Genomic DNA, 19,245 nt, shown 5'->3' on the forward strand with positions numbered 1-19,245 from the left:
CGGGATGCGTGGCATTACGAGAGGCCGGGGCCGTGTGATTAGCTGGGCCGGTGGCTACGTTCGCATTCGACACACCCTGCCTGGGCAGAGTTCGTCGGCCCAACGCGCACCATCGCCTGTTCTGTCTTCCCTTTCCGGGCGCCGCCGCCTCGGCCTTTCTGCCCTGGGCGGATGTGCTGCCGCTGGACGTCGAGCTGTGGGCGGTGCAACTGCCGGGGCGCGAGGACCGCTTCGTGGAGCCTCCGCAGACCTGCTTCGAAACGCTGGTCGACGAACTCGCCGACGCGATCGCACCGCACACGGCCGACACGCCGTTCGCACTGTTCGGTCACAGTGGCGGGGCTCTGCTCGCCTTCGAGCTCGCCCGCGCGTTGCGAGAGCGAGGACAGCCCGCGCCGACCCGCTTGTTCCTCAGCGCGGAGCCTCCCCCAGATGTGCCGCGCTCTGCCACCAAGCTCCACACACTCGACGACGCGGAGCTCGTACAGCGGCTCCGAACCCGGGGCGGTACTCCGCCGGAGATCGCCGAGAACGAGGAGCTGATGGAGTTGTTGCTTCCGGTGCTGCGGGCGGACTTCACCTGGTACGAGACGTACGAGTATCGGCCCGGCCCACAACTCGAGAGCCCGGTCACGGCGTTCGTCGGCCACGACGACCCGATCGTCGGCGCCGAGGCAGTGTCAGGGTGGCGTTCCCACACGACCGGCTCTTTCGAGGCCAGGGGTGTCACGGGAGGCCACTTCTTCGTACAGGACGCCATGGAGGAGATCGTTTCCCATGTGGTACGGGCACTGCGGCCGCCTTCTTAGCTGTCCGTCTCTCTGAGCTCCCCTGAGCCGGGTGAGCGGACCGAGCCGGGTGAGCGGACCGTCACCGCCACGGCGTCCACAGCGGGAGGAAGGGCCTCGATGCAGGACAGCCCCTATGAGTGCGTGCTCGACATCGTGCGTCGAGTCCTGCGCGTCGACACCCTCGACGTGCGCAAGGACTTCTTCGATCTGGCAGCGACCTCTCTGTCCATCATGCAGATCGTGAGTCTGGTCAAGCAGGAGTGCGGTGCGCCGGTGTCCATCATGGAGGCATTTGACGCGTGTGACATCGACTCGTTCGCCAGAATGGCGGCAGAACGGTGCGGGGGCCGATAGATGATCCACACAGGTCGGAACCCTGTCCGCGGCTCTTCCGCCCCTGTCGAACGTTCTCGCCGTAAGCCCTGGTGAAGGTGGCGGCCGCCCGAATCCGCGATGTCGGCGCCGTCCGGGGAGCACTCGGCCCAAGTGGTCCGGTCCGGATTTCCTTCGGGGGTTGACGGCGGAGGCAGGGGTGTTGTCCCGTCTCACGAGACGTCGTCTCTGTCTCACCTGACCTTGTTCAGTTCGCATTCCGGGAACAAGGTCAGGTGAGCCTGTCCAGGCCGGCGCCGGGCTCCTGTCCCCCGCCGCGCGGCGCCTTGCCGGGCCGAGCGAGTGGGGTCCGAAGCTCAGTTCCTCGTCGGCGCCGGGGCGTTCGCCGGCCCGGCCAGGTGCTCGGGTTCGAGTACGAAGACGGGGATCACGCGGTGGGTCTTCTCCTGGTACTCGGCGTACGGCGGATACGCCGCGACCGCGCGCTGCCACCACAGGGCCTTCTCGTCCCCGGTGACCTCACGGGCCATCATGCCCTGGCGTTCGGGGCCGTCTTGGAGATCCACCTGCGGGTCGGCCTTGAGGTTGAAGTACCAGACCGGGTGGCGCGGGAAGCCGCCCTTCGAGGCCACCGCCGCGTACCGCCCCTCGTGCTCCACGCGCATCAGCGGAATCTTGCGGATCCTGCCGCTCTTCGCGCCGCGCATCGTGACAATGACGACCGGCAGGCCCGTGTCCCAGAGCGTTGTGCCCTGTGTACCACCCGAACTCTCATACAGCTCGACCTGTTCGCGCACCCACTGCGCCGGACTCGGCTCGTACTCGCCCTCAAGAGGCATAGCATTCACCCCATTGTCGTGTACGGATTATGTCGGGACAGTCCAACACAAACCTCGCGCGAAGGGGAGACCGCCATTCCCGCTCTGCCGACGACTTCAAGTGAGACGGCAAGGTTCCGGTGTCGCACCCGGCTTTGTGTCTCCGCAGGTCAGGGTATCCCCGGGCAGCAAGGGCGAATGAGACAGGACAGTTGCGGTCGGTGTCTGGTCAGATGCCGGGGGCGGCGAGGTAAAGCTGGCGGGCGCAGGAGTGCTTCTGCGGGGGTGCCCGTGGGGCCGCCCGTGGGCAGCAGGGAGTCCTCGCAGCAGTCGCTGCCGGCCGTAGTAGGTCGTGATCCACTTCTCCCGATCGGCCTGCCTGCCTTGCCCGTTGCCACCGCCTGCCCGATAGCCCTGCGCGCCGCCGAGCGCGAGCGGCTGAAGAAGATGGCCTACGGTCACAAAACCGAGTACCGGTTACGCACGCGCACGCAGGTGGTGCTGCATGCCGCACGAGGACGCTCCAACGCGCGCATCGCCCGGGAAACGGGGGCCTGCGCCTGGACACGGTCCGCTGCTGGCGGGACCGGTTCGCCGAGCACGGTCTCGGCAGGCTGAGGGACCGCGAAAGGTCCGGACGACCGCCGTCGTTCAGTGCGCTGCCGGCAGCCCAGGTCAAGGCCCTGGCCTGCCGGCTGTCGGCCGAGACCGGGGTACCGCTGTCGCGCTGGTCGTGCCCGGAGCTGGCCCGCGAGGTCGTCGCCCAGGCGATCGCCGGCTCGGTCTCCGCCTCCACCGTGCGCCGCTGGCTGGCCGACGACGCGCTCAACCCCTGGCAGCAGCGCTCCTGGATCTTCATCACCGACCCCGACTTCCGGATCAAGCCCGAGCGGGCGCTCGGGTTGTACGCCCGCACCTGGCAGGGCGTCCCGCTCGGCGAGGACGAGTACGTCATCAGCGCAGACGAGAAGACCTCGATCCAGGCCCGCTGCCGCTGCCACCCCACCCTTGCCCCCGGCCAGGCCCGCGCGATGCGCGTCAACCTCGTCCCACCCAACGACTTCACCGACCTCGCCCAGGTCAGGGACCGGCTCCGAACATTCGAAGACCGATACGGTCTGCGGAAGTCAGGACCTCGCGACCGGCGTCGGTGAGGTGGAGTTCCTGCACATGGCGATGGTGCGGGTGCGGACGGCGCTCCAGTTGGTCCCGGCCCTCGATGCGTGCCCACCAGCCAGGCCTCGGCCTGGGGAGTGACGTTCGGGCGGCGGGCGGCCTCCGCCGCCGACCTGTCCGCGATGGTCGCCGACCCGAGTTCGGCTGAGCCGTCGAGGCTCAGATACGAGCCCGGATCTATTTCACGGGATGCCCCAGCTCATCCGCAAGTATCGTCAGCTCGTCCGTACTGAACCAGAGGCGTTCGGGTTCCAGATCGCGATACGGTCACGACGTCGTGCCACATCACGTCGATCTCCACCTCCACACCGTCGACAACTCCCGGAGTCAGTTCCTCGACGAGCGAGACGACGCGGCCAGCCGCGTCACGTCCCGGCTGCCACTGAGGATCAGTCGGAATGATCGACAGGACATCATCGCTCATGGATTCCTCGCTCTCGCAAGTGTCGCGCCCTCCTGGCTGGAAACGTCCGGCACGGACCAGTGACGTCTTCTCAGCGGTGATCAATTCCAGATTCGGTTGAGGGCGAGGGCGGCTGCAGACCACCGCCGACAGATCTCTGGCGCCCGGTCAGAGCGCGATAAGGCCCGCCTCCGTCGGCTTGAATCCGCAGGCGTCGAAGTAGAACGCCCGCAGGTTGCCGTCGAAGTCGACGTGCAGCCACTCGCATTGCGCCGCCCGGGCGCCCTGGACAGCTGCGGCGATCAGTTCGGCCCCGATCCCGGAGCGGCGAAGGTCGCCCCTGACCAAGGTGTCCAGGATGAAGGCGTGGACCCCACCGTCCCAAGCGACGTTGACGAAGCCGACAAGTTCGCCGTCGCGCCGGGCGCAGACCCAACCGAGGCTGTGGCGATGGACCTGCTCCAGCCAGTCGATGTTCAGGACCCGATGGTTGAAGCCCTCCGCGTGCAGCGCGTTGACGGCTGTGTTCTCGAACTCGCCCCGCCATTCGTATGTGATCGTCATTCCGTGAGTGTAGGACGCCCGGGCAACCGCCGTGGCGCTTCAACCATGCCCGAGCGGGTCACCCTTGAGAAAACGTCGGTGAGTGTTCCCAAAACTCAGCAGCATTCCGGAGCCGCCTTACCGTCGGATGATTCCGCTCCCCACCAACATCTCTCTCGCTTTTCGCCTACGCGGCCAACCCCACCAGAAGCGGCCCGGGGCTTGTGCCGTCAGCACCTCATCTACAGATCGAACTCCAGGTGTTCCAGGTCGGTGAATTCCACTTCCAGGCCGTGGGCGCGGCGGCCGTTGTCGCGGAAGTAGACCTCGCCCAGGGCCTCGGCGGTGATGTCGCGCAGTTGCTGTTCGGTGGCTCCGGTTTCCTGGGCTTCGAAGAGGCGGGCGGCGTGCTGCGGTGGCAGGGCGAGAGTGGGGAGGTGGCGCAGGCGGGCGTCGTCGGTGGTACCGGGGGCGGCGGTGAAGCCGAAGCGGGCGCGGACGTCGATGACGATGCCGGTGGTGGTGGCCGCGGTCTGTTTGGCCTTGGCGCGGATCTGGGGCTGCCAGCGCTTTTTGACCTCGTGCTCTATCCGCTTGGCGAGGTCCTTGCGGGGCTTTTTGATCTGGTCCTTTACATAGCGTTCGACGGTGCGCTGGGTGATCCCGAGCAGCTGGGCGACCGCCCTGGTGCCCTTGAGTTGCTTGACCAGGTAGCGCATCTGGGCGCCGGCGGACTTGGGGATGGGGCGGGTGAACGCGCCCTGGACCGCCTTGTCGAGCCCTTCCCCGACCGTGACCATCGGCTCGCTCTCCCTATTCTCCGTCGTCCTTGGCGGTGACTTCGCCTGTCTTGATGTACCGGGCCAGGTTCAGGTTCGGGCTGTACTGCTCGCGGACTTCCTCGCCCCACAGGGTCGTCTGGGTGCCCTCGTGCTTGACCATTCCCGGCGACACCCCGATCCGGAACGAGCCGGGCACCGTCTTGCCGTCGGCGTCGTACGGGAGGACGTCCAGCGGGGAGGGTCCGTCGGCGGCGTATACGGCGCAGTCCGACAGGATCGCCACTGGATACTGGCCGGTGGCGGCGGCCAGGCTGATCATCTTGCGGTGCATGTTGACCCGGGCTCGGGAGATCACGACGGCGCGGATGTCGGGCCGCCATGTCGGCCGGGACAGGGCCGGCCACGCCTCCCCGGGCTTGCCGCCCCGGGCCCGCTCGCGGAGCTTGCCGATGCCGCCCTTCACGGTGGACTTGATGGCATCCAGGACGATCGCCATGTCCGGGTCGCGCTGCTTGTAGCCGTCCATCGCCGCCAGGAACTCCTGGGGCGGAAGCTTCTCGGCCACACCCAGGTCGCCCATGGTGTGGACGTACGCATCCCGGAGCCGCTTGTACCAGCCGTCCAGGAACTTGCCCTTCTCCCGCCGCACCCAGGCCTCGATCGGCGCGACGTCATAGCCGAGCTCCACCGCGTACGCCACGGTCGGCGTCGCGTACCAGGCCGGGCCCGCCGGGCGCTCGCCGGTCGGCGTGAACGGGCTGGGCAGCAACTCGCCGTCCAGCTGCCGCCACTGCTTGCCCACCAGGACACGAGAGAGGTCGACATGGGAAAGGTCGACCAGCCACGCCCCGGGCAGCGCCGGGTCGAACTCGGGGTTGGTGACATGCTCGGGCGGTGTGGCGAGGCCGACGACCGCGCCGTGGGCGGCGGCGCCGAAGGCGAGGTTGATGTCGATGCCGACCAGGAACCGCTTCATGCACTCGGTATCGGTCAGCTCCCGCGCCCAGTCGTACGCCTCTTCGAACAGCATCTCGGCCGGCCCCCGCTGGTGGAAGCGGGGCAGGTCGGCGAGCAGCGGGTGCCCGTCGGGTGCCTCGCACGGCGCGCAGTCCATCGGCTGCTCGCCCAACGACCCGGGCCGGTGCTCCTTGTGCCGCTGACCATTCTCGTCCGGCGCGCTCGCCCTCGTAGGCGGGTTGAGGGCGGTCATGAGCTCAAGGCCGGTGACGGCGGTGGAGCCGCGCGGCGTCATCACCCGCCGCGCATAGGTGCCCAGCAGGAGGGCGAGCTCCGCCGGCGGCAGCTGGGCGGCGTCGCCCCAGGAACGGGCATCGAGCGCGTTCCACGACGGGATGCACAGCTGTACGCACTGCCGCTGCCGCCCCTGGGCGGGACGGTAGATCCACGCCCACGGACCGAACCCGCGCTTCGTCAGCTGCCAGTTGGCGCGGTCGAGCTGCCCCAGGATCTTGTGTCCTTCCGGCAACCGTCCCTCCAGCCGCTCGGACTCCGACAGCGTCACCGGCAGCCCGTACCGCTCCAGCGCGGCCTCGGTGAGCACGAGCACCGGGTCGGCGTCCCTGCCCGACCCGTTCAGCTTCGGCGCGCCGAGCCGCGCCTCCGCCAGCGTCCACTCCACCAGCGCCGGGAGGGATTTGGCGGGTACGTCCAGGAGCAGGCCGTCGACGCAGTACGCCACAACCTGATGGCCCTCGTCGGCGTCCACGACGGCAAGCGGCCCATGAGCGAACCGCGGATCGGCCGCGGCCGCCGCGGCGGCCTTCCCTGGGACGGCCTTCTTCGCGCCCGGGCGGCGCGACGACGACACCGACCTGGCGGTGGCCGCCGGACGCGGCGGGGCAACGGAGGTGCGACGCTGCGGGGCATTCTCCATGGTCACGGCCGCAGCCTCCGGGGCCGGCCCTGTGGCCGCGGCCCGCCCGTCCGGCGACTCATCCGTCAAGGGGGCGGGACCGGTGAACGCCTCGGGCGCCGCCGCCGTCTCCTGCGAGGGCTCGGCAGCCGGGGCGGGAAAGCGGGCGGCGAGTTTTTCCAGGAGTCGGGCGTACGCAGCGCGCTTCGGCGGCCGCGGTTCGGCCCGGCCGGTCTCCCAATTCCCCACCGACTCACGCCGGGTGTCCAGCGCCTCCGCGATCTGCGCCTGACTCAGCCCTGCCGCCTCTCGCAGGCGCTTGCGCTCGGCGGGCGGTGGCAGAGGGTCGGCGACCTGTTCGAGCAGGGCATCGACCGCACTGAACAGTGCGTCTTGATCGTTGGGCACAGGGGCTCACCTCCACCCTTCAATGGTACATGAAACGCACATCAACATGCAATCAATACGCACGTCGATCGCATGTTGTTCGCTCGTTGATTTCACATATGTGGTAGGTTGCGGGGCCGACGGCTGCCAGCCGCACCGGCCGGAATACGTCCGCTTGGGAAGAAGTCGATGGGAGAGGTCGCACAATGCCTGTGGTTCGGCTTCGCGAACATCAGGTGGACGCGAAATCGCGTATCCGCAGGTGGGTTGGTTTCCCGGCGCGGTCATCCGTACCTGCTCAAGGAGCGCGGGCCACGGTGGTGTCCGCGACCGGGTCCGGGAAGACGATCACGGCTGCTTCCGCCGCGCTGGACTGTTTCCGGGGCGGCCGGATCCTTGTCATGGTGCCCACGCTGGATCTGCTGGTGCAGACCGCGCAGGAGTGGCGCCGGGTCGGCCACGACGGGCCGATGGTCGCGGTGTGCTCGCTGGAGAAGGACGAGGTCCTGGGGCGGCTGGGGGTACGGACGACCACGAACCCGATCCGGCTCGCACTGTGGGCCGGGAAGGGGCCGGTCGTCGTCCTCGCCACCTACGCCTCCCTCGTCGACCGGGAAGACCCGGACGCCCCGGACGCCCCGGACGCCCCGGACGCCCCGGACGCCCCGACGGCGAAGGTACGTGGGCCGCTGGAGGCCGCACTGGCAGGCGGAGAGCGGCTGTACGGCCAGACCATGGAGCCGTTCGACTTCGCGGTCGTGGACGAAGCTCATGGCACCGCCGGAGACATCGGCCGACCCTGGGCCGCCATCCACGACAACACCCGCCTCCCCATCGACTTTCGGCTGTACCTGACCGCGACCCCGCGCATCCTCGCCTCGCCACGCCCGCTGAAGGGCAAGGACGGTCGGGAGCTGGAGATCGCGTCGATGCACAGCGACTCCGCGGGCAGCTACGGCGAGTGGATTTTCGAGCTCGGGCTGTCAGAAGCGATCGAGAAAGGGATCCTTGCCGGCTTTGAGATCGATGTGCTGGAGATCGAGGACCCGGACTTCTTCGTGGGTCTGTCCGACGAGGCGCGGCGGGGCCGGCGCCTGGCTCTGCTCCAGGCCGCGCTCCTGGAGCACGCCGCCGCGCACAACATCAAGACAGTGATGACCTTTCACCAGCGCGTGGAGGAAGCCGAAGCCTTCGCGGCCAAGCTTCCTGAGACCGCGGCCGATCTGCACACATCTGAGGTGTCGGCATCCGCGGTGACGGAGGCGGCCGGGCGTCCGGCTTCCCCGATCGGGGCGAGCGCCGGTGAGCTGGAGCCTTTCCGGCACGTCCCCGTGGATCGGGTGTGGGCGGCGTGGCTGTGCGGCGACCACCTCGTCAGTGAGCGGCGAGAGGTGATCCGGCAGTTCGCCAACGGCATCGACGACAAGGGGCGCCGGGTGCACCGGGCCTTCCTCGCCTCGGTACGGGTCCTCGGCGAGGGTGTCGACATCACCGGCGAGCGCGGCGTGGAAGCGATCTGCTTCGCCGACACCCGCACCTCCCAGGTCGAGATCGTCCAGAACATCGGCAGGGCACTGCGCCCCAACACGGACGGCACCACCAAGGTGGCCCGCATCATCGTGCCGATCTTCCTTCAACCTGGCGAAGACCCGGCTGACATGCTCGCCTCTGCCAGCTACCAGCCTCTCGTCGACATCCTTCAAGGCTTGCGCTCGCACGACGAAAGCCTCGTCGAACAGCTCGCCTCCCGCGCCCTGACCCGGCAGCGTGAATCCGGCCGACGCACGCACGTGAAACGCGATGCCAAGGGCCGGATCATCGATGCCGGCGGCAAGAACGTGGAAGAAGAGGGCGAGGAGGAGCACCACGAGTCCGCGCTCGAGTCAGCGCTGCTGAACTTCGCCGCGCCGCGCGACCCCGCCACGATCGCCGCCTTCGTACGCACCCGCATCATCCGGCCCGACAGCACCGTATGGCTCCAGGGCTACCAGGCCCTCCGCAGCTGGCGGGCAGAGAACAACATCACCGGGCTCCACGCGGTGCCGTACGACACCGAGGTCCAGCTTGGCGTGACCACCTTTCCGCTGGGCCGGTGGGTGCACCAGCAGCGGCGCGCCCACCGCGGCGGCGAACTCGAGGCACACCGCAAGGAGCAGCTGGACGAGGAGGGGATGGTGTGGGAGCCCGGGGAGGAGGCGTGGGAGACCAAGCTGGCCGCACTTCGCTCCTACCGGCGCGCGCACGGCCACCTGGCGCCCCGCCAGGACGCCGTCTGGGGCGAAGGGGAGAGCGGGGAGCCGGTGCCGATCGGGCAGCACATGGCCAACCTGAGGCGGAAAGGCGGCCTGGGCAAGGACTCCGAGCGGGCCGAGCAGCGGGCGAAGCAACTCACGGCGATCGACTCCGACTGGGACTGTACGTGGCCGCTGAACTGGCAGCGGCACTACCGCGTGCTCGCCGACCTGGTCGACGCCGACGGCATCCTGCCCAAGATCGAACCAGGTGTCTTCTTCGAGGGCGATGACATCGGTAAATGGCTGGCCAAGCAGCGCCGTGGCTGGGCGGAGCTGGCAGCGGAACAGCAGCGGCGGCTGTCCGAACTGGGCGTGACGCCCGCTGAGCGGCCCACCCCGGCTCCGGCGGCGAAGGGCAGCGGGAAGGTGTCAGCGGCCTTCCAACGAGGTGTTGAGGCCCTCGCGCAGTACATCGCCCGCGAGGGCCACCACCACGTACCCAGGGCCCACGCCGAGGAGATCACGGTGGAAGGCGAGGCCGCGCCGGTGATCGTGAAGCTGGGGGTGTTCATGAGCAACACCAAGAGCCGCCGCGACAAGCTCACGGACGTGCAGCGTGCCGTGCTCGTGGAGCTGGGAATTGAGTGGGCATACGGGACGTCTTGATGTCGTCGGCCCGCCTGTGAAGGTAACGGTGGCGGCTCGCGCGGCGGTTCGGCGCGCCAGTTGACGATGGCTGTGCGGCCCATCTCGGCCAGCGAGGACGCCGCCCGGACAGCCCGGCTGTCCGTGGACAACGCGTTGTCCACCGCTCACCCCTCCCCTGCCCTGCGATGCGGCAACCGACATCGGCGTGCCCAATCCCTCGGGCGCGCACAGGAGCCTCGCGGGGGCACCGCCGACATGGCCCACACACGCTTGCCCCATGGACGTGTGCCGGACCCGCCGTATCGAAGAGCCACCACCGCCGCGACACCGATGAGAGCCCTTACCCGGGGTACAACCCTTCCACCGCGGGAAGAACTCACCGACCCCACCGCCCGTCCTGCCTGCACGAGACCCGGAACCGGCACATGACAGCGGAGCCGCCACGCCATGAGCACACCCCCGGACCACATAGCGCCGTCTTGGCCGTACTGCGCACACGGCGCAGACGCTGCGGTCGATCCCGTCGGCTGCCGCGGCAGCCGCGTGCCCGGCCACACCGCATGCCTTGCCCACCTGTCCTATACGGACCGCGACGCCTACCTGGTGGGACTCGCCCCCGGCGCCGACACCGACCACCGCGGCACCCCTTTCACCGAAGACCTGCTTCGACAGCTTCTGAGGGCGCTCAGCGACCCCATCACAAGAAAACCCCAGATGGGCACTGCCAAGTTCAGTGAGGCGCGGTTCACCGGCAATGCCGAATTCGATAAGGCACAGTTCTCCGGCAACGCGGAATTCAACGAGGCGCAGTTCACCGGGAACGCCATATTCCATGGTGCGCAGTTCTCCGGAAACGCCCAGTTTCACAGGGCGAAGTTCTCCGTCTACGCCGGTTTCCGCATGGTGCAGTTCACCGGCAACGCCGAATTCGGCAGGGCAGAGTTCTACGACAACGCCGAATTCGATGAGGCGCGGTTCTCCGGCGGCGCCGTATTCGACGGGGCGCAGTTCTCCGGCCACATCCGGTTCGGCTCAGCGCGGTTCTCCGGCAACGCCGGATTCGACGGGGCGCAGTTCTCCGGCGGCGCCGTATTCGGCGGGGCGCAGTTCTCCGGCCGTGCCCGGTTCCGCAGGGCACAGTTCTCCGGCCACGCAGGGTTCGACGAGGCACAGTTCTGCGGCGACACCGAATTCGGCGGGGCGCAGTTCTCCAGCGGCGCCGGGTTCGGCAGGGCGCGGTTCGTGGTGGCTTCGGAGTTAGGGCCATTCGTGTGCGCGGGAGTGGTGGACCTGTCCAGGGCCGTGTTCGAGGACCCGGTGACGCTGGAGGTCGCGGCGCGTGAGGTGCTCTGCAAGCGGACGCGGTGGGAGTCGACGGCGACGGTGCGCCTGCGCTACGCCACGGCAGACTTCGAGGATGCGGTGCTGTCGGCGCCGGTGGCGGTCACGGCGCACCCCACCTGTTTCACTGCCGGGGATGACGCCGTGGAAGAGAGTTTGCTGCCACACGGCGGCGACTGCGACGGGGTGCGGGTGACCTCGGTACAGGGGGTGGATGCCGCCCATCTGGTACTGATCGATACCGACCTGACCGACTGCCTGTTCTTCGGGGCCTTCCACCTCGACCAGATCCATCTGGAAGGCCACACCGTCTTCGCGCCCACGCCCACCGGCTGGCACCGCCGCGGAATCCGCCCGACGCGGTGGACACGCCGACGCACCCTGGCCGAGGAACACCACTGCCGCCCAGCGATCACCGCCCGAGACGACCCCCGCAAGTGGCATCCGCGCCCGCAGCACGCCCGCGGCTCCACCCCCAAGCCCCAGGACGTCGCCGCCCTCTACCGGCAACTCCGCAAAGCCCTCGAAGACGGCAAGAACGAACCCGGCGCCGCCGACTTCTACTACGGCGAATGCGAGATGCGCCGCCACGACGACACCGCCACCCCGAAGGGCGAACGCCGCATTCTGTGGGGTTACTGGCTGCTGTCCGGCTACGGACTGCGCGCCTCCCGCGCCTTCACCTGGCTGTTCGCCGCGATGTCGCTGACCGTACTGCTCCTCATGGGCGTCGGCCTGCCCACCCATGACCCCGACCCCGCCACCACCGGAACCCTCCACGGCAACCGGATCAGCCTCAGCACCAGCACCCCCGACCCCGCCGCGCTGCACGGCACATGGTCACAGCGCATGACCTGGGCCCGCGCGGAGAAAGCCACCCGTGCTGCCGTGAACTCGGTGATCTTCCGCTCCTCCGGACAGAACCTCACCTCCGCCGGCACCTACATCGAGATGGTCTCCCGCCTCCTCGAACCCACCCTCATCGCCCTCGGCGCCCTCGCCGTCCGCGGCCGCATCAAACGCTGACCCGGCCCGCCCAAGCCCGCTCAGGCCGTCACGAGTTGGACCAAGAGCGGGTGGACAGCACCAGCAAGTAGCCATCCGGGTCCTGAATGGTCACGCCCCAGGTGTCCCAGTAGGGGTTGTGCGCCGGTACTCGCTTGCCGCCGTGTCGTTCGAGCCTCTCGACCAGGGAATCCGGCACCGGTTCGCCGAGATAGATCACCAAAAGGTCCTCGGGCGTCGGCCGCGGGGCCACCGGGGCGTGGGGGTCGCGGGTGAGTTCGAGGTGCCAGGCGGCCTGCGGCCAGCCGACCATCAGGAGCGAATGGTCACCGGGGGTGCCATCCGACACATGCCGGTACAGGACGTCGAGGCCGAGGCCGGAGACCCAGAACCTCTCCGCCGCTTGTAGATCATGTGACGGGCGGGCGATGCGCACATGCGCGGTGGCGTTGGCCGACATCCTGTCGTCTCCTGTTGGGGCTGCTCTGTGGTGAGAAGAGTACGGGCAGCGCACCTGAATAAGTCCTCGCGGAGGTCAATACACATAGCGACTCACGGTCTCCGGGTGGATGACAAGACGAACCTGGTCTGCGGCCAGGATCCCGGCGAGGTCGTCGGCTCGGGCCGGGTCGTCGAGGTCCCAGTAGCGGGCGGCCAGGCGGGCGCACAGGTCGTGTGCTCCGTCAGGTTCCACCGTGGTGCGGCCGGCGACCGACAGCCAGCGCTCGCGTTCACCCACTGGGGCGGCGACGACGATCGAGGCGCGGGGGTCGCGGCGCAGGCGACGCACTTTGAGCGAGTCCGGGGCCGTGAACAGTTGGATCGTGCCCTCGGCCGTGGCCTCGAACCACACTGGCCGGGGCTGTGGCGGGAGTGGCCCCAGGCCACGGACAGAAACCCGTGCAGGGGGCGTCGGAGGAACTCGAGATCCTGGGTGGTCAGCGAACTGGCGTCGGTGCTCATGACGCCGATTGAACACGGCCGACTCGGACGAGCCCATAGGCGAGAAGCCGGATCGCCTGCGTATTCGTCTAACCTCACTGAGGTGGACGCGTTCAGTGACCTGATCCGCGGGGTGCGAGCCCACGGCTCGTTGTTCGGCAGCTCGACCCTGTCCCCGCCCAGGGCACTGCACTTCGTGGACGGCGCGCCGCTGACCCTGTGCACCGTCCTCACCGGGGCGGGCTGGATCGTGCCGGAGCACCGTCCGCCCGAGCCGCTTCGCGCCCGCGAGACGGTCGTCGTGCGCGGCCCTGCGACGTTCACCTTCGTCGACGAGGTCGACACCCGGGCCGAACCCATCGCGTGCGGCGAGCACTGCGCGACACCCGAGCAGGGCGGGACCCGGCACCGCGCGGCTGGAACGACCGCGGCGGGGACGCCGACGACGGCCGCGGTGCGACGACCCTGATCGTCGGCGCCTGTCCGGTGCGCGGCGAGATCAGCCGCCGGCTGCTGGACGCGCTGCCCGTCGTGCTGCGCGTGGACACCGGGGGCACGGCTCCGTACTGGACCACCCGCCGCCGAGGTCGCCGTCGACACGCCGGGCCAGCAGGTGGTACTCGACCGGCTGCTGGACTGGATGCTGGTCTGCACGCTGCGCGAGTGGTTTGACCGGCCCGGCGGCGAGCCCCCGGCCTGGTGGGCCGCCCAGTGGGACCCGGTGGTCGGCCATGCGCTGCGCCTGCTGCACGCTGAACCAGCGGCACCATGGACGGTCGCCGCACTGGCCGAGCAGACCGGGGTGTCGCGTTCGACGCTGGCCAAGCGGTTCGCCGACCTGGTCGGCGAACCGCCGCTGACCTACCTCACCCACTGGCGCATGACGCTCGCGGCAGACCTACTGGTCGAGCGGGAGGCCGCAACCGTCGCGGACATTGCCCGCGCCGTGGGTTACTCCGACCCGTTCGGGTTCAGCGCAGCGTTCAAACGGGTCCGAGGCGTCAACCCGAGCGAGTTCCGGCGAACCTCGACCGCCGCCTCCCCGGCGGCCGAGCGGCCCCTTCCAACCCGTACCACCCCGGCTGGCTCGAACGCCGACCAGGCGTCTGGCCAGTGCGGCATCGATCGCGGGGCGCGGGTCCGCGGTTCTCCCGATGGCCAAGAGCGACTCCTGCGATGGGCCCGCTCCATACAGCGGCGGGCAGTCGGAGCCATCACAGCGCCCCGCGGACTCGTCTGTCGACCGGCTTTCTCGACTGGCCGTCCGCCGCGACTCCAACTCCACGCGGTGTCCTCAGATCACGCGGAAGAGGTCGGCGGCGGCGTGGACGTCGGTGAGGTCCTCGATGGAGCGGAGGTTGTCGCACAGGGCCTCCAGGACCGAGCCGGCTTCGGCGGCGCGCGGGGCGCCGATGGCCACGCCGAAGACCCGGAAGCCCAACCGGTGCTTGGCGTCGTTCCAGCCGCGCATCCATTCCTCCGTGACACCGCACTCGTCGTCGGTGATCATCACGATGTCGCCGCGCGTACGGGCGGCGTCGTTGAACTCCTCCTCCAGCAGTGCGCCGGCCGCTGTCAGCGGCGCCTGGTAGCTGGTGCCACCGCCGAGGAAGGTCTCCGCGAAGTCGAGGATCCGGTCGATGCCGGCGGGCCGGCCCGCCGGGAAGCGGAAGACCTGGATCTTGTCGGCGGCGGAGAACAGGATGCCGACGAAGTCACGCCCCGCGTGGCGGGCCTGATCCAGCAGCGCCAGGGCGCACGCCTTGGCCCACGCCTCCCGGGTGACTCCGCCGGGCCCTGCCTCGTACATGGAGTGCGAGGTGTCCACGCACGCGATGATGGCACCCTGGCCGGTGGTCTGCTCCCCCTGGCTGTCGTAGAGCATCAGCTCCCCGGCGGCATAGCGCACGGCGAACACCGCACGCAGTTCAGGCAGGCCGAGGTTGGCCAGCTCGGAGGGGATGACGCGGGAGAGGTCATTACCGAGCGTGACACCGACGAGCTCCCCGGGGGCGCTCTCCACCTTGCGGGCGCGCTCACCGCCGGCCATCTGCCGGAAGCGGCCGATCAGCTCGGCCCACTGTGCGAGACGGCCGGTGCGCAGCCGCTCGGCGAGCCGGGCGCGCTGGTCGAACGGCATCCGCTCCAGCTCGCCGGGGCCGACGCCCCATGCCCGCATCAGCGCGGCCTCCTCCCGTACGGCCTCGGCGGCCTTCGCCGCCGCCTTCCGCGCGGCCGCACGCATACCGGGGGCCGCCGCCGCGAGAGCCTGCGCGACGTCCTGGGCGGCCCGCCGCGCGGCGGACGCAGCAGCCTGGGCGGCCTCGATCGCCTGTTGTACGGCGTCGACGGCCGGGGCGGGCACGGTGCCGGCCCCTTCGGACCGGCCTGCCTCGTCGGGCCGGCCCGCCTCGTCGGCGGGCTGCTGAAGCGCCTCGCTCACGGCGGTCGCCGTGTCATCGGCGTCCTGCTGGGACGCCTTCGCCCGCTCGGCCTGTTCCTGGGCCTGCCGGGAGCGCTCCAGCATTCCGCGCAGCGCGGCGGCCTGGGCGAGTACGGCCATGGCGGCGGCGTAGGGGTCGCCGGCCGTCTCCCGGCGCAGCTCGGCGAACTCCGGTGACTCCATGAGCGCGGTGATGACCTGGTGGTTGACCAGCCTGGAGGGGTCCATCGCCGCGCGCTCGCGCACCCGCGGGCTGACCTTGTAGGCGGCCAGGAACACGTCGGTCAGGAGATCGGTGGCGCAGTCGTATCGCTCGTTCAGCTCCTCGGCCAGTTCGCGCAGGCCCGCCGACTGCTCGTAGGTGTCGCGCCATGTGATCTGGTCGAACCGGTCCGCGACCACGGCCGCGGTGTGCCGCTCGGAAGCGGCGGCGGGCAGGCCCAGCCACTTCCCGGCCCGGCTCGCCGACTCGCCCCGCGTGCTCGGTGTCCTGTCCATGGTCCTGTCCCGCCGGTGTTCAGAGCTGGGCCTGCACCATGCTCGCGTCCATGCCGAGGGCCTCGGTGAGGACGCGGGCGCGGACGGCGCGCTGGCGGCCGGTGACTCGGTCGATGGCGGCGGTGGAGCGTCCGGCGCTCGCCGCCTCCTCGCGCAGCTTCTCCAGCCGCTTCCCCGCCATGGCAAGCTTGTTGTGGGCCTTCTTGATGACCCATTCGCTCAGCGCCTCGCGGGACTGTCCGGCCATGGCGTCGAGTTGGGCCTCCAGTTCCTCGATGGCGTCGGCCAGGTCGAGCGCCTCCCCGGCGTCGGGGTTGACGAGTTGCAGCACCTCGCGCTCGACGGTCGGGCGTTCGGCGGGCGAGTCCCACAGCACGTGAGTCAGCACCGACAGGTCGGTCTCGGCGACCGCCGGGCGGCCGTCGAGGTACGCGGACGCCTGGAGCAGGCCCACCGCCTGCCGCCAGCGGCGGTCGGAAGCGACGAGTTCCTTGCGGCGCAGGGCCGCCCGCAGCGTACACACCGCATCCACGATCGCATCGGGAACGTCCACGGCCGGGACGGCTTCGGTCACGGCGTGCTGCAACGCGGCCAGCTCGACCGTGGTCCGTGTCGGTGCTGCCGGGCGGCTGATTGCGGAGCGGACCAGCGCGGCGAAGTTCGAGGGGTCTTCCAGGTACCCGACCTCGATCCGCACCAGCAGCCGGTCGTAGATCGCGGCCGCGTCCTCTTCGCCGGGCAGTTCGTTGCTCGCCGTGATGGCCCCGATCAGGGGGCAGCGGATCGGCTCGCCGCCGCTCTCGGGGTGGTAGATCCGCTCGTTGAGGTAGCCCAACGTCTCGTTCAGCGCCGCCGTGGAGCATTTGAAGATCTCGTCGATGAACGCGACATGCGCGGTCGTGGCGCGGCCGTCGTAGACCTGGCGGTACTCACCCCGGGCCAGCGCGGCGACGTCGATGGGACCGAACATCCGCGTCGGCGCGGTGAACTTCGACAGAAGGATCTCCCAGTAGGCCGCGCCCTCGACCCTGCCCGTGAGTTCCCGGGCCATCTCGGACTTCGCCGTTCCGGGCGGGCCGAGCACCAGCGAGTGCTGCCCGGCCAACAGCGTCACCACCAGCGTCCGCACCACGTCAGCCCGCTCGTAGAAACGGTCCGACAGCTCGTCGCTGATCGCCCGCAGCCTCTTGGCCGTGTCCTGCGCGTCCTGCGCGTCCTGTGTGCCCACAGTCAACTCCGTTCCTTCCGAAGCCCGTTGGGCTGACGAGACGGCCCTGAGCTGAGGGTGATAGAGGTTACCTGGACTGTTCTCACCGGATGTCCGCGCGAAGTGCCTTGTCGATGCGGTCGATCAGGCGGGTGGTGCCGCTGCTGGTCAAGGTGAGGTCGTCGGCCAGTTGCCGCTGGGAGATCTCCTCGCCGGGCCGACGGCAGAGCCGTCTGATCCCGCACTCCCGCCGTAGCGCGCTGTCGATCCGCTGCTCCAGGCGGGTGGCGCTCTTGATCAGCAGACCGAAATCCAAATTCTAGAGTGGGGTGCAGACCCGCGAGCGAGAGGGAGAGGGAGATCAGTGGATCTGCAGCACTGGCTCGGCCGAGCCACCCACGCGATACAGGACTGGGCCGACACCTTCGGCCCCTACCAGCCCCACCCGTCCCTCCAGGTGGACGACGACCGCTTCGCGTCGGCCTTCGAAGAGTTCACCGGGAGGCTGAAGGACAACTACCCCTTCTTCCATCCGCACTACGCGGGCCAGATGCTCAAGCCCCCGCACCCCGCCGCAGTGGTCGGCTACCTCACCGCCATGCTGATCAACCCCAACAACCACGCCCTGGACGGCGGCCCCGCCACCGCGGCGATGGAGCGCGAAGTCATCGCCCGGCTCGCCGCCATGTTCGGCTATGACACCCTCCTCCGCAGCCCTTCGGGCCCGGGCGGTGCCCCCCTTCGCTCCGACCACGCTCCGCTCGGCCACCTCACCACCAGCGGCACGATCGCCAACCTCGAAGCCCTCTTCGTCGCCCGCGAACTCCACCCCGGCCGGGGCATCGCCCACAGCGCGGATGCCCACTACACCCACGGCCGCATGTGCCACGTCCTGGGCGTGACGAGCCATCCCGTCCGCACCGACAGCCAGGGCCGCATGGACCTCGACGCGCTGGAGGACGTACTCCGCACCGGGGAGGTGGGCACCGTCGTCCTCACGACCGGCACCACCGGACTGGGCGCCGTCGACCCCGTCCACGAGGCCCTGCCCCTGGCCGAGCGCTACGGCGTCCGGATCCACATCGACGCCGCGTACGGCGGCTTCTTCACGCTGCTGGCCGGTGCCGACGGGCCCGAGGGGCTGCCGCCCGAGCCCTGGCGGGCGATCGCGCGGTGCGACTCGGTCGTGGTCGACCCGCACAAGCACGGGCTCCAGCCCTACGGCTGCGGCGCCGTTCTCTTCCGCGATCCCGAGGTGGGCCGCTTCTACCTCCACGACTCGCCCTACACCTACTTCACCTCCGCCGAGCTCCACCTCGGCGAGATCAGCCTGGAATGCTCCCGCGCCGGCGCCTCCGCGGCCGCCCTGTGGCTCACCTTCCAGCTCCTCCCGCCCACCCCCGACGGCCTCGGCCAGGTCCTGGCGGCCGGTCGGCGAGCCGCGCTGACATGGGCGGACCTGATCGAGGCATCCGACCTCCTGGAGCTCTACCAGCCACCCCAGCTGGACATCGTCACCTGCTTCCCCGCCGTCGCCCCCGCGACCCTCACCGGCATCGACGCGGCCTCGGCGCGTATCCTGGCGGAGGGCATGTCCAGCCCCGACCCCGTCTTCCTCAGCACGCTCAGAGCCGGCCGTGAGGCGTTCACCGCCCGCCACCCCAGGATCGCCGCGGACGCCGACGGCGCCCGGATCCTCCGCAGCGTCCTCATGAAGCCGGAGTCCGAACACCACGTCGAGCATCTGCACCACCGGGTCGAGCAGCTGGCCCAGGCCCGCTGACCCCGCCACACCGGACAACGCCACACCGGACGACCCCG

The 19,245-nt window shown here is 69.7% G+C and carries 18 protein-coding genes and 3 pseudogenes; 11 read left to right on the top strand and 10 right to left on the bottom strand.

What is annotated here, in order from left to right; genetic code table 11:
- Positions 1 to 50 precede the first annotated feature (50 nt).
- Together ACH4U7_RS40385 and ACH4U7_RS40390 are read left to right on the top strand one after the other, a co-directional pair.
- Positions 51 to 809 (top strand): thioesterase II family protein, encoded by a 759-nt coding sequence (locus ACH4U7_RS40385; RefSeq protein ID WP_398532760.1) that lies wholly within the window; start codon positions 51 to 53, stop codon positions 807 to 809.
- 99 nt (positions 810 to 908) lie between these two features.
- Positions 909 to 1,145 carry an acyl carrier protein gene (locus ACH4U7_RS40390; protein ID WP_398532761.1) on the top strand — a complete coding sequence of 79 codons (237 nt, stop codon included), beginning with the start codon at positions 909 to 911 and terminating at the stop codon, positions 1,143 to 1,145.
- Positions 1,146 to 1,480: 335 nt separating this feature from the next.
- Here ACH4U7_RS40390 and ACH4U7_RS40395 read toward each other — a convergent pair whose 3' ends face one another.
- Positions 1,481 to 1,963, bottom strand: coding sequence for a nitroreductase family deazaflavin-dependent oxidoreductase (locus ACH4U7_RS40395; RefSeq protein WP_398532762.1), 483 nt, complete (start codon positions 1,961 to 1,963; stop codon positions 1,481 to 1,483).
- A 363-nt stretch (positions 1,964 to 2,326) separates the two neighbouring features.
- Between ACH4U7_RS40395 and ACH4U7_RS40400 the strand changes: the two genes are divergently transcribed.
- From ACH4U7_RS40400 to ACH4U7_RS40410, 3 genes and pseudogenes are all read left to right on the top strand, one after another.
- Positions 2,327 to 2,560 carry a hypothetical protein gene (locus tag ACH4U7_RS40400; RefSeq protein ID WP_398532763.1) on the top strand — a complete coding sequence of 78 codons (234 nt, stop codon included), beginning with the start codon at positions 2,327 to 2,329 and terminating at the stop codon, positions 2,558 to 2,560.
- Positions 2,557 to 2,694, top strand: a pseudogene (locus ACH4U7_RS40405) (IS630 family transposase); the annotation flags it as partial. The gene ACH4U7_RS40400 and the pseudogene ACH4U7_RS40405, both read left to right, overlap by 4 nt.
- Positions 2,695 to 2,739: 45 nt before the next feature.
- Complete coding sequence (locus ACH4U7_RS40410) at positions 2,740 to 3,096, top strand: hypothetical protein (RefSeq protein WP_398532764.1); 357 nt, start codon at positions 2,740 to 2,742, stop codon at positions 3,094 to 3,096.
- A 221-nt stretch (positions 3,097 to 3,317) separates the two neighbouring features.
- Here the strand turns inward: ACH4U7_RS40410 and ACH4U7_RS40415 are convergent, their stop codons facing one another.
- The 4 genes from ACH4U7_RS40415 to tap all read right to left on the bottom strand — a co-directional run bounded on the left by ACH4U7_RS40415 (position 3,318) and on the right by tap (position 7,127).
- Complete coding sequence (locus tag ACH4U7_RS40415; protein ID WP_398532765.1) at positions 3,318 to 3,542, bottom strand: hypothetical protein; 225 nt, start codon at positions 3,540 to 3,542, stop codon at positions 3,318 to 3,320.
- 147 nt (positions 3,543 to 3,689) lie between these two features.
- A complete protein-coding gene (locus ACH4U7_RS40420) occupies positions 3,690 to 4,085 on the bottom strand; it encodes a GNAT family N-acetyltransferase (RefSeq protein ID WP_398532766.1) in 396 nt (131 codons plus the stop codon).
- A 221-nt stretch (positions 4,086 to 4,306) separates the two neighbouring features.
- Positions 4,307 to 4,864: a telomere-protecting terminal protein Tpg gene (tpg, locus tag ACH4U7_RS40425; protein ID WP_398532767.1), complete on the bottom strand. Its 558-nt coding sequence runs from the start codon at positions 4,862 to 4,864 to the stop codon at positions 4,307 to 4,309.
- Positions 4,865 to 4,877: 13 nt separating this feature from the next.
- Positions 4,878 to 7,127 (bottom strand): telomere-associated protein Tap, encoded by a 2,250-nt coding sequence (tap, locus tag ACH4U7_RS40430; RefSeq protein ID WP_398532768.1) that lies wholly within the window; start codon positions 7,125 to 7,127, stop codon positions 4,878 to 4,880.
- Positions 7,128 to 7,312: 185 nt separating this feature from the next.
- On the opposite strand from tap, the gene ACH4U7_RS40435 reads away from it, so the two are divergent.
- Both ACH4U7_RS40435 and ACH4U7_RS40440 read left to right on the top strand, forming a co-directional pair.
- The gene (locus tag ACH4U7_RS40435; RefSeq protein WP_398532769.1) at positions 7,313 to 10,006 is read left to right on the top strand and encodes a Helicase associated domain protein; all 2,694 of its coding nucleotides are present in this window, start codon (positions 7,313 to 7,315) and stop codon (positions 10,004 to 10,006) included.
- A 429-nt stretch (positions 10,007 to 10,435) separates the two neighbouring features.
- Positions 10,436 to 12,355, top strand: a complete 1,920-nt coding sequence (locus tag ACH4U7_RS40440; RefSeq protein WP_398532770.1) for a pentapeptide repeat-containing protein — start codon at positions 10,436 to 10,438, stop codon at positions 12,353 to 12,355.
- Positions 12,356 to 12,383: 28 nt separating this feature from the next.
- Here ACH4U7_RS40440 and ACH4U7_RS40445 read toward each other — a convergent pair whose 3' ends face one another.
- Both ACH4U7_RS40445 and ACH4U7_RS40450 read right to left on the bottom strand, forming a co-directional pair.
- Positions 12,384 to 12,794, bottom strand: coding sequence for a VOC family protein (locus ACH4U7_RS40445; RefSeq protein WP_398532771.1), 411 nt, complete (start codon positions 12,792 to 12,794; stop codon positions 12,384 to 12,386).
- A 75-nt stretch (positions 12,795 to 12,869) separates the two neighbouring features.
- Positions 12,870 to 13,187 (bottom strand): pyridoxamine 5'-phosphate oxidase family protein, encoded by a 318-nt coding sequence (locus tag ACH4U7_RS40450; RefSeq protein WP_398532772.1) that lies wholly within the window; start codon positions 13,185 to 13,187, stop codon positions 12,870 to 12,872.
- Positions 13,188 to 13,295: 108 nt separating this feature from the next.
- Between ACH4U7_RS40450 and ACH4U7_RS40455 the strand changes: the two are divergent.
- The 3 genes and pseudogenes from ACH4U7_RS40455 to ACH4U7_RS40465 form a co-directional block, all read left to right on the top strand.
- Positions 13,296 to 13,526: pseudogene (locus tag ACH4U7_RS40455) on the top strand (cupin domain-containing protein); the annotation flags it as partial.
- On the top strand, positions 13,496 to 13,948 hold the full coding sequence (locus ACH4U7_RS40460) for a cupin domain-containing protein (RefSeq protein ID WP_398532773.1): 453 nt from the start codon (positions 13,496 to 13,498) through the stop codon (positions 13,946 to 13,948). The pseudogene ACH4U7_RS40455 and the gene ACH4U7_RS40460, both read left to right, overlap by 31 nt.
- Positions 13,866 to 14,288, top strand: a pseudogene (locus ACH4U7_RS40465) (helix-turn-helix domain-containing protein); the annotation flags it as partial. The gene ACH4U7_RS40460 and the pseudogene ACH4U7_RS40465, both read left to right, overlap by 83 nt.
- 282 nt (positions 14,289 to 14,570) lie before the next feature.
- On the opposite strand, the gene ACH4U7_RS40470 reads toward ACH4U7_RS40465, so the two are convergent.
- From ACH4U7_RS40470 to ACH4U7_RS40480, 3 genes are all read right to left on the bottom strand, one after another.
- A complete protein-coding gene (locus ACH4U7_RS40470; RefSeq protein WP_398532774.1) occupies positions 14,571 to 16,217 on the bottom strand; it encodes a VWA domain-containing protein in 1,647 nt (548 codons plus the stop codon).
- 19 nt (positions 16,218 to 16,236) lie between these two features.
- Positions 16,237 to 17,445: an AAA family ATPase gene (locus ACH4U7_RS40475; protein WP_398532873.1), complete on the bottom strand. Its 1,209-nt coding sequence runs from the start codon at positions 17,443 to 17,445 to the stop codon at positions 16,237 to 16,239.
- 82 nt (positions 17,446 to 17,527) lie between these two features.
- Entirely contained in the window at positions 17,528 to 17,740 is a 213-nt protein-coding gene (locus tag ACH4U7_RS40480) for a hypothetical protein (RefSeq protein WP_398532775.1), read from the bottom strand.
- A gap of 48 nt (positions 17,741 to 17,788) precedes the next feature.
- Here ACH4U7_RS40480 and ACH4U7_RS40485 point away from each other — a divergent pair, with 48 nt between their 5' ends.
- Positions 17,789 to 19,207: a pyridoxal phosphate-dependent decarboxylase family protein gene (locus ACH4U7_RS40485; protein WP_398532776.1), complete on the top strand. Its 1,419-nt coding sequence runs from the start codon at positions 17,789 to 17,791 to the stop codon at positions 19,205 to 19,207.
- Positions 19,208 to 19,245: the final 38 nt, after the last annotated feature.

Source organism: Streptomyces sp. NPDC020845 (assembly GCF_044334165.1).
Classification (GTDB): Bacteria; Actinomycetota; Actinomycetes; order Streptomycetales; family Streptomycetaceae; genus Streptomyces.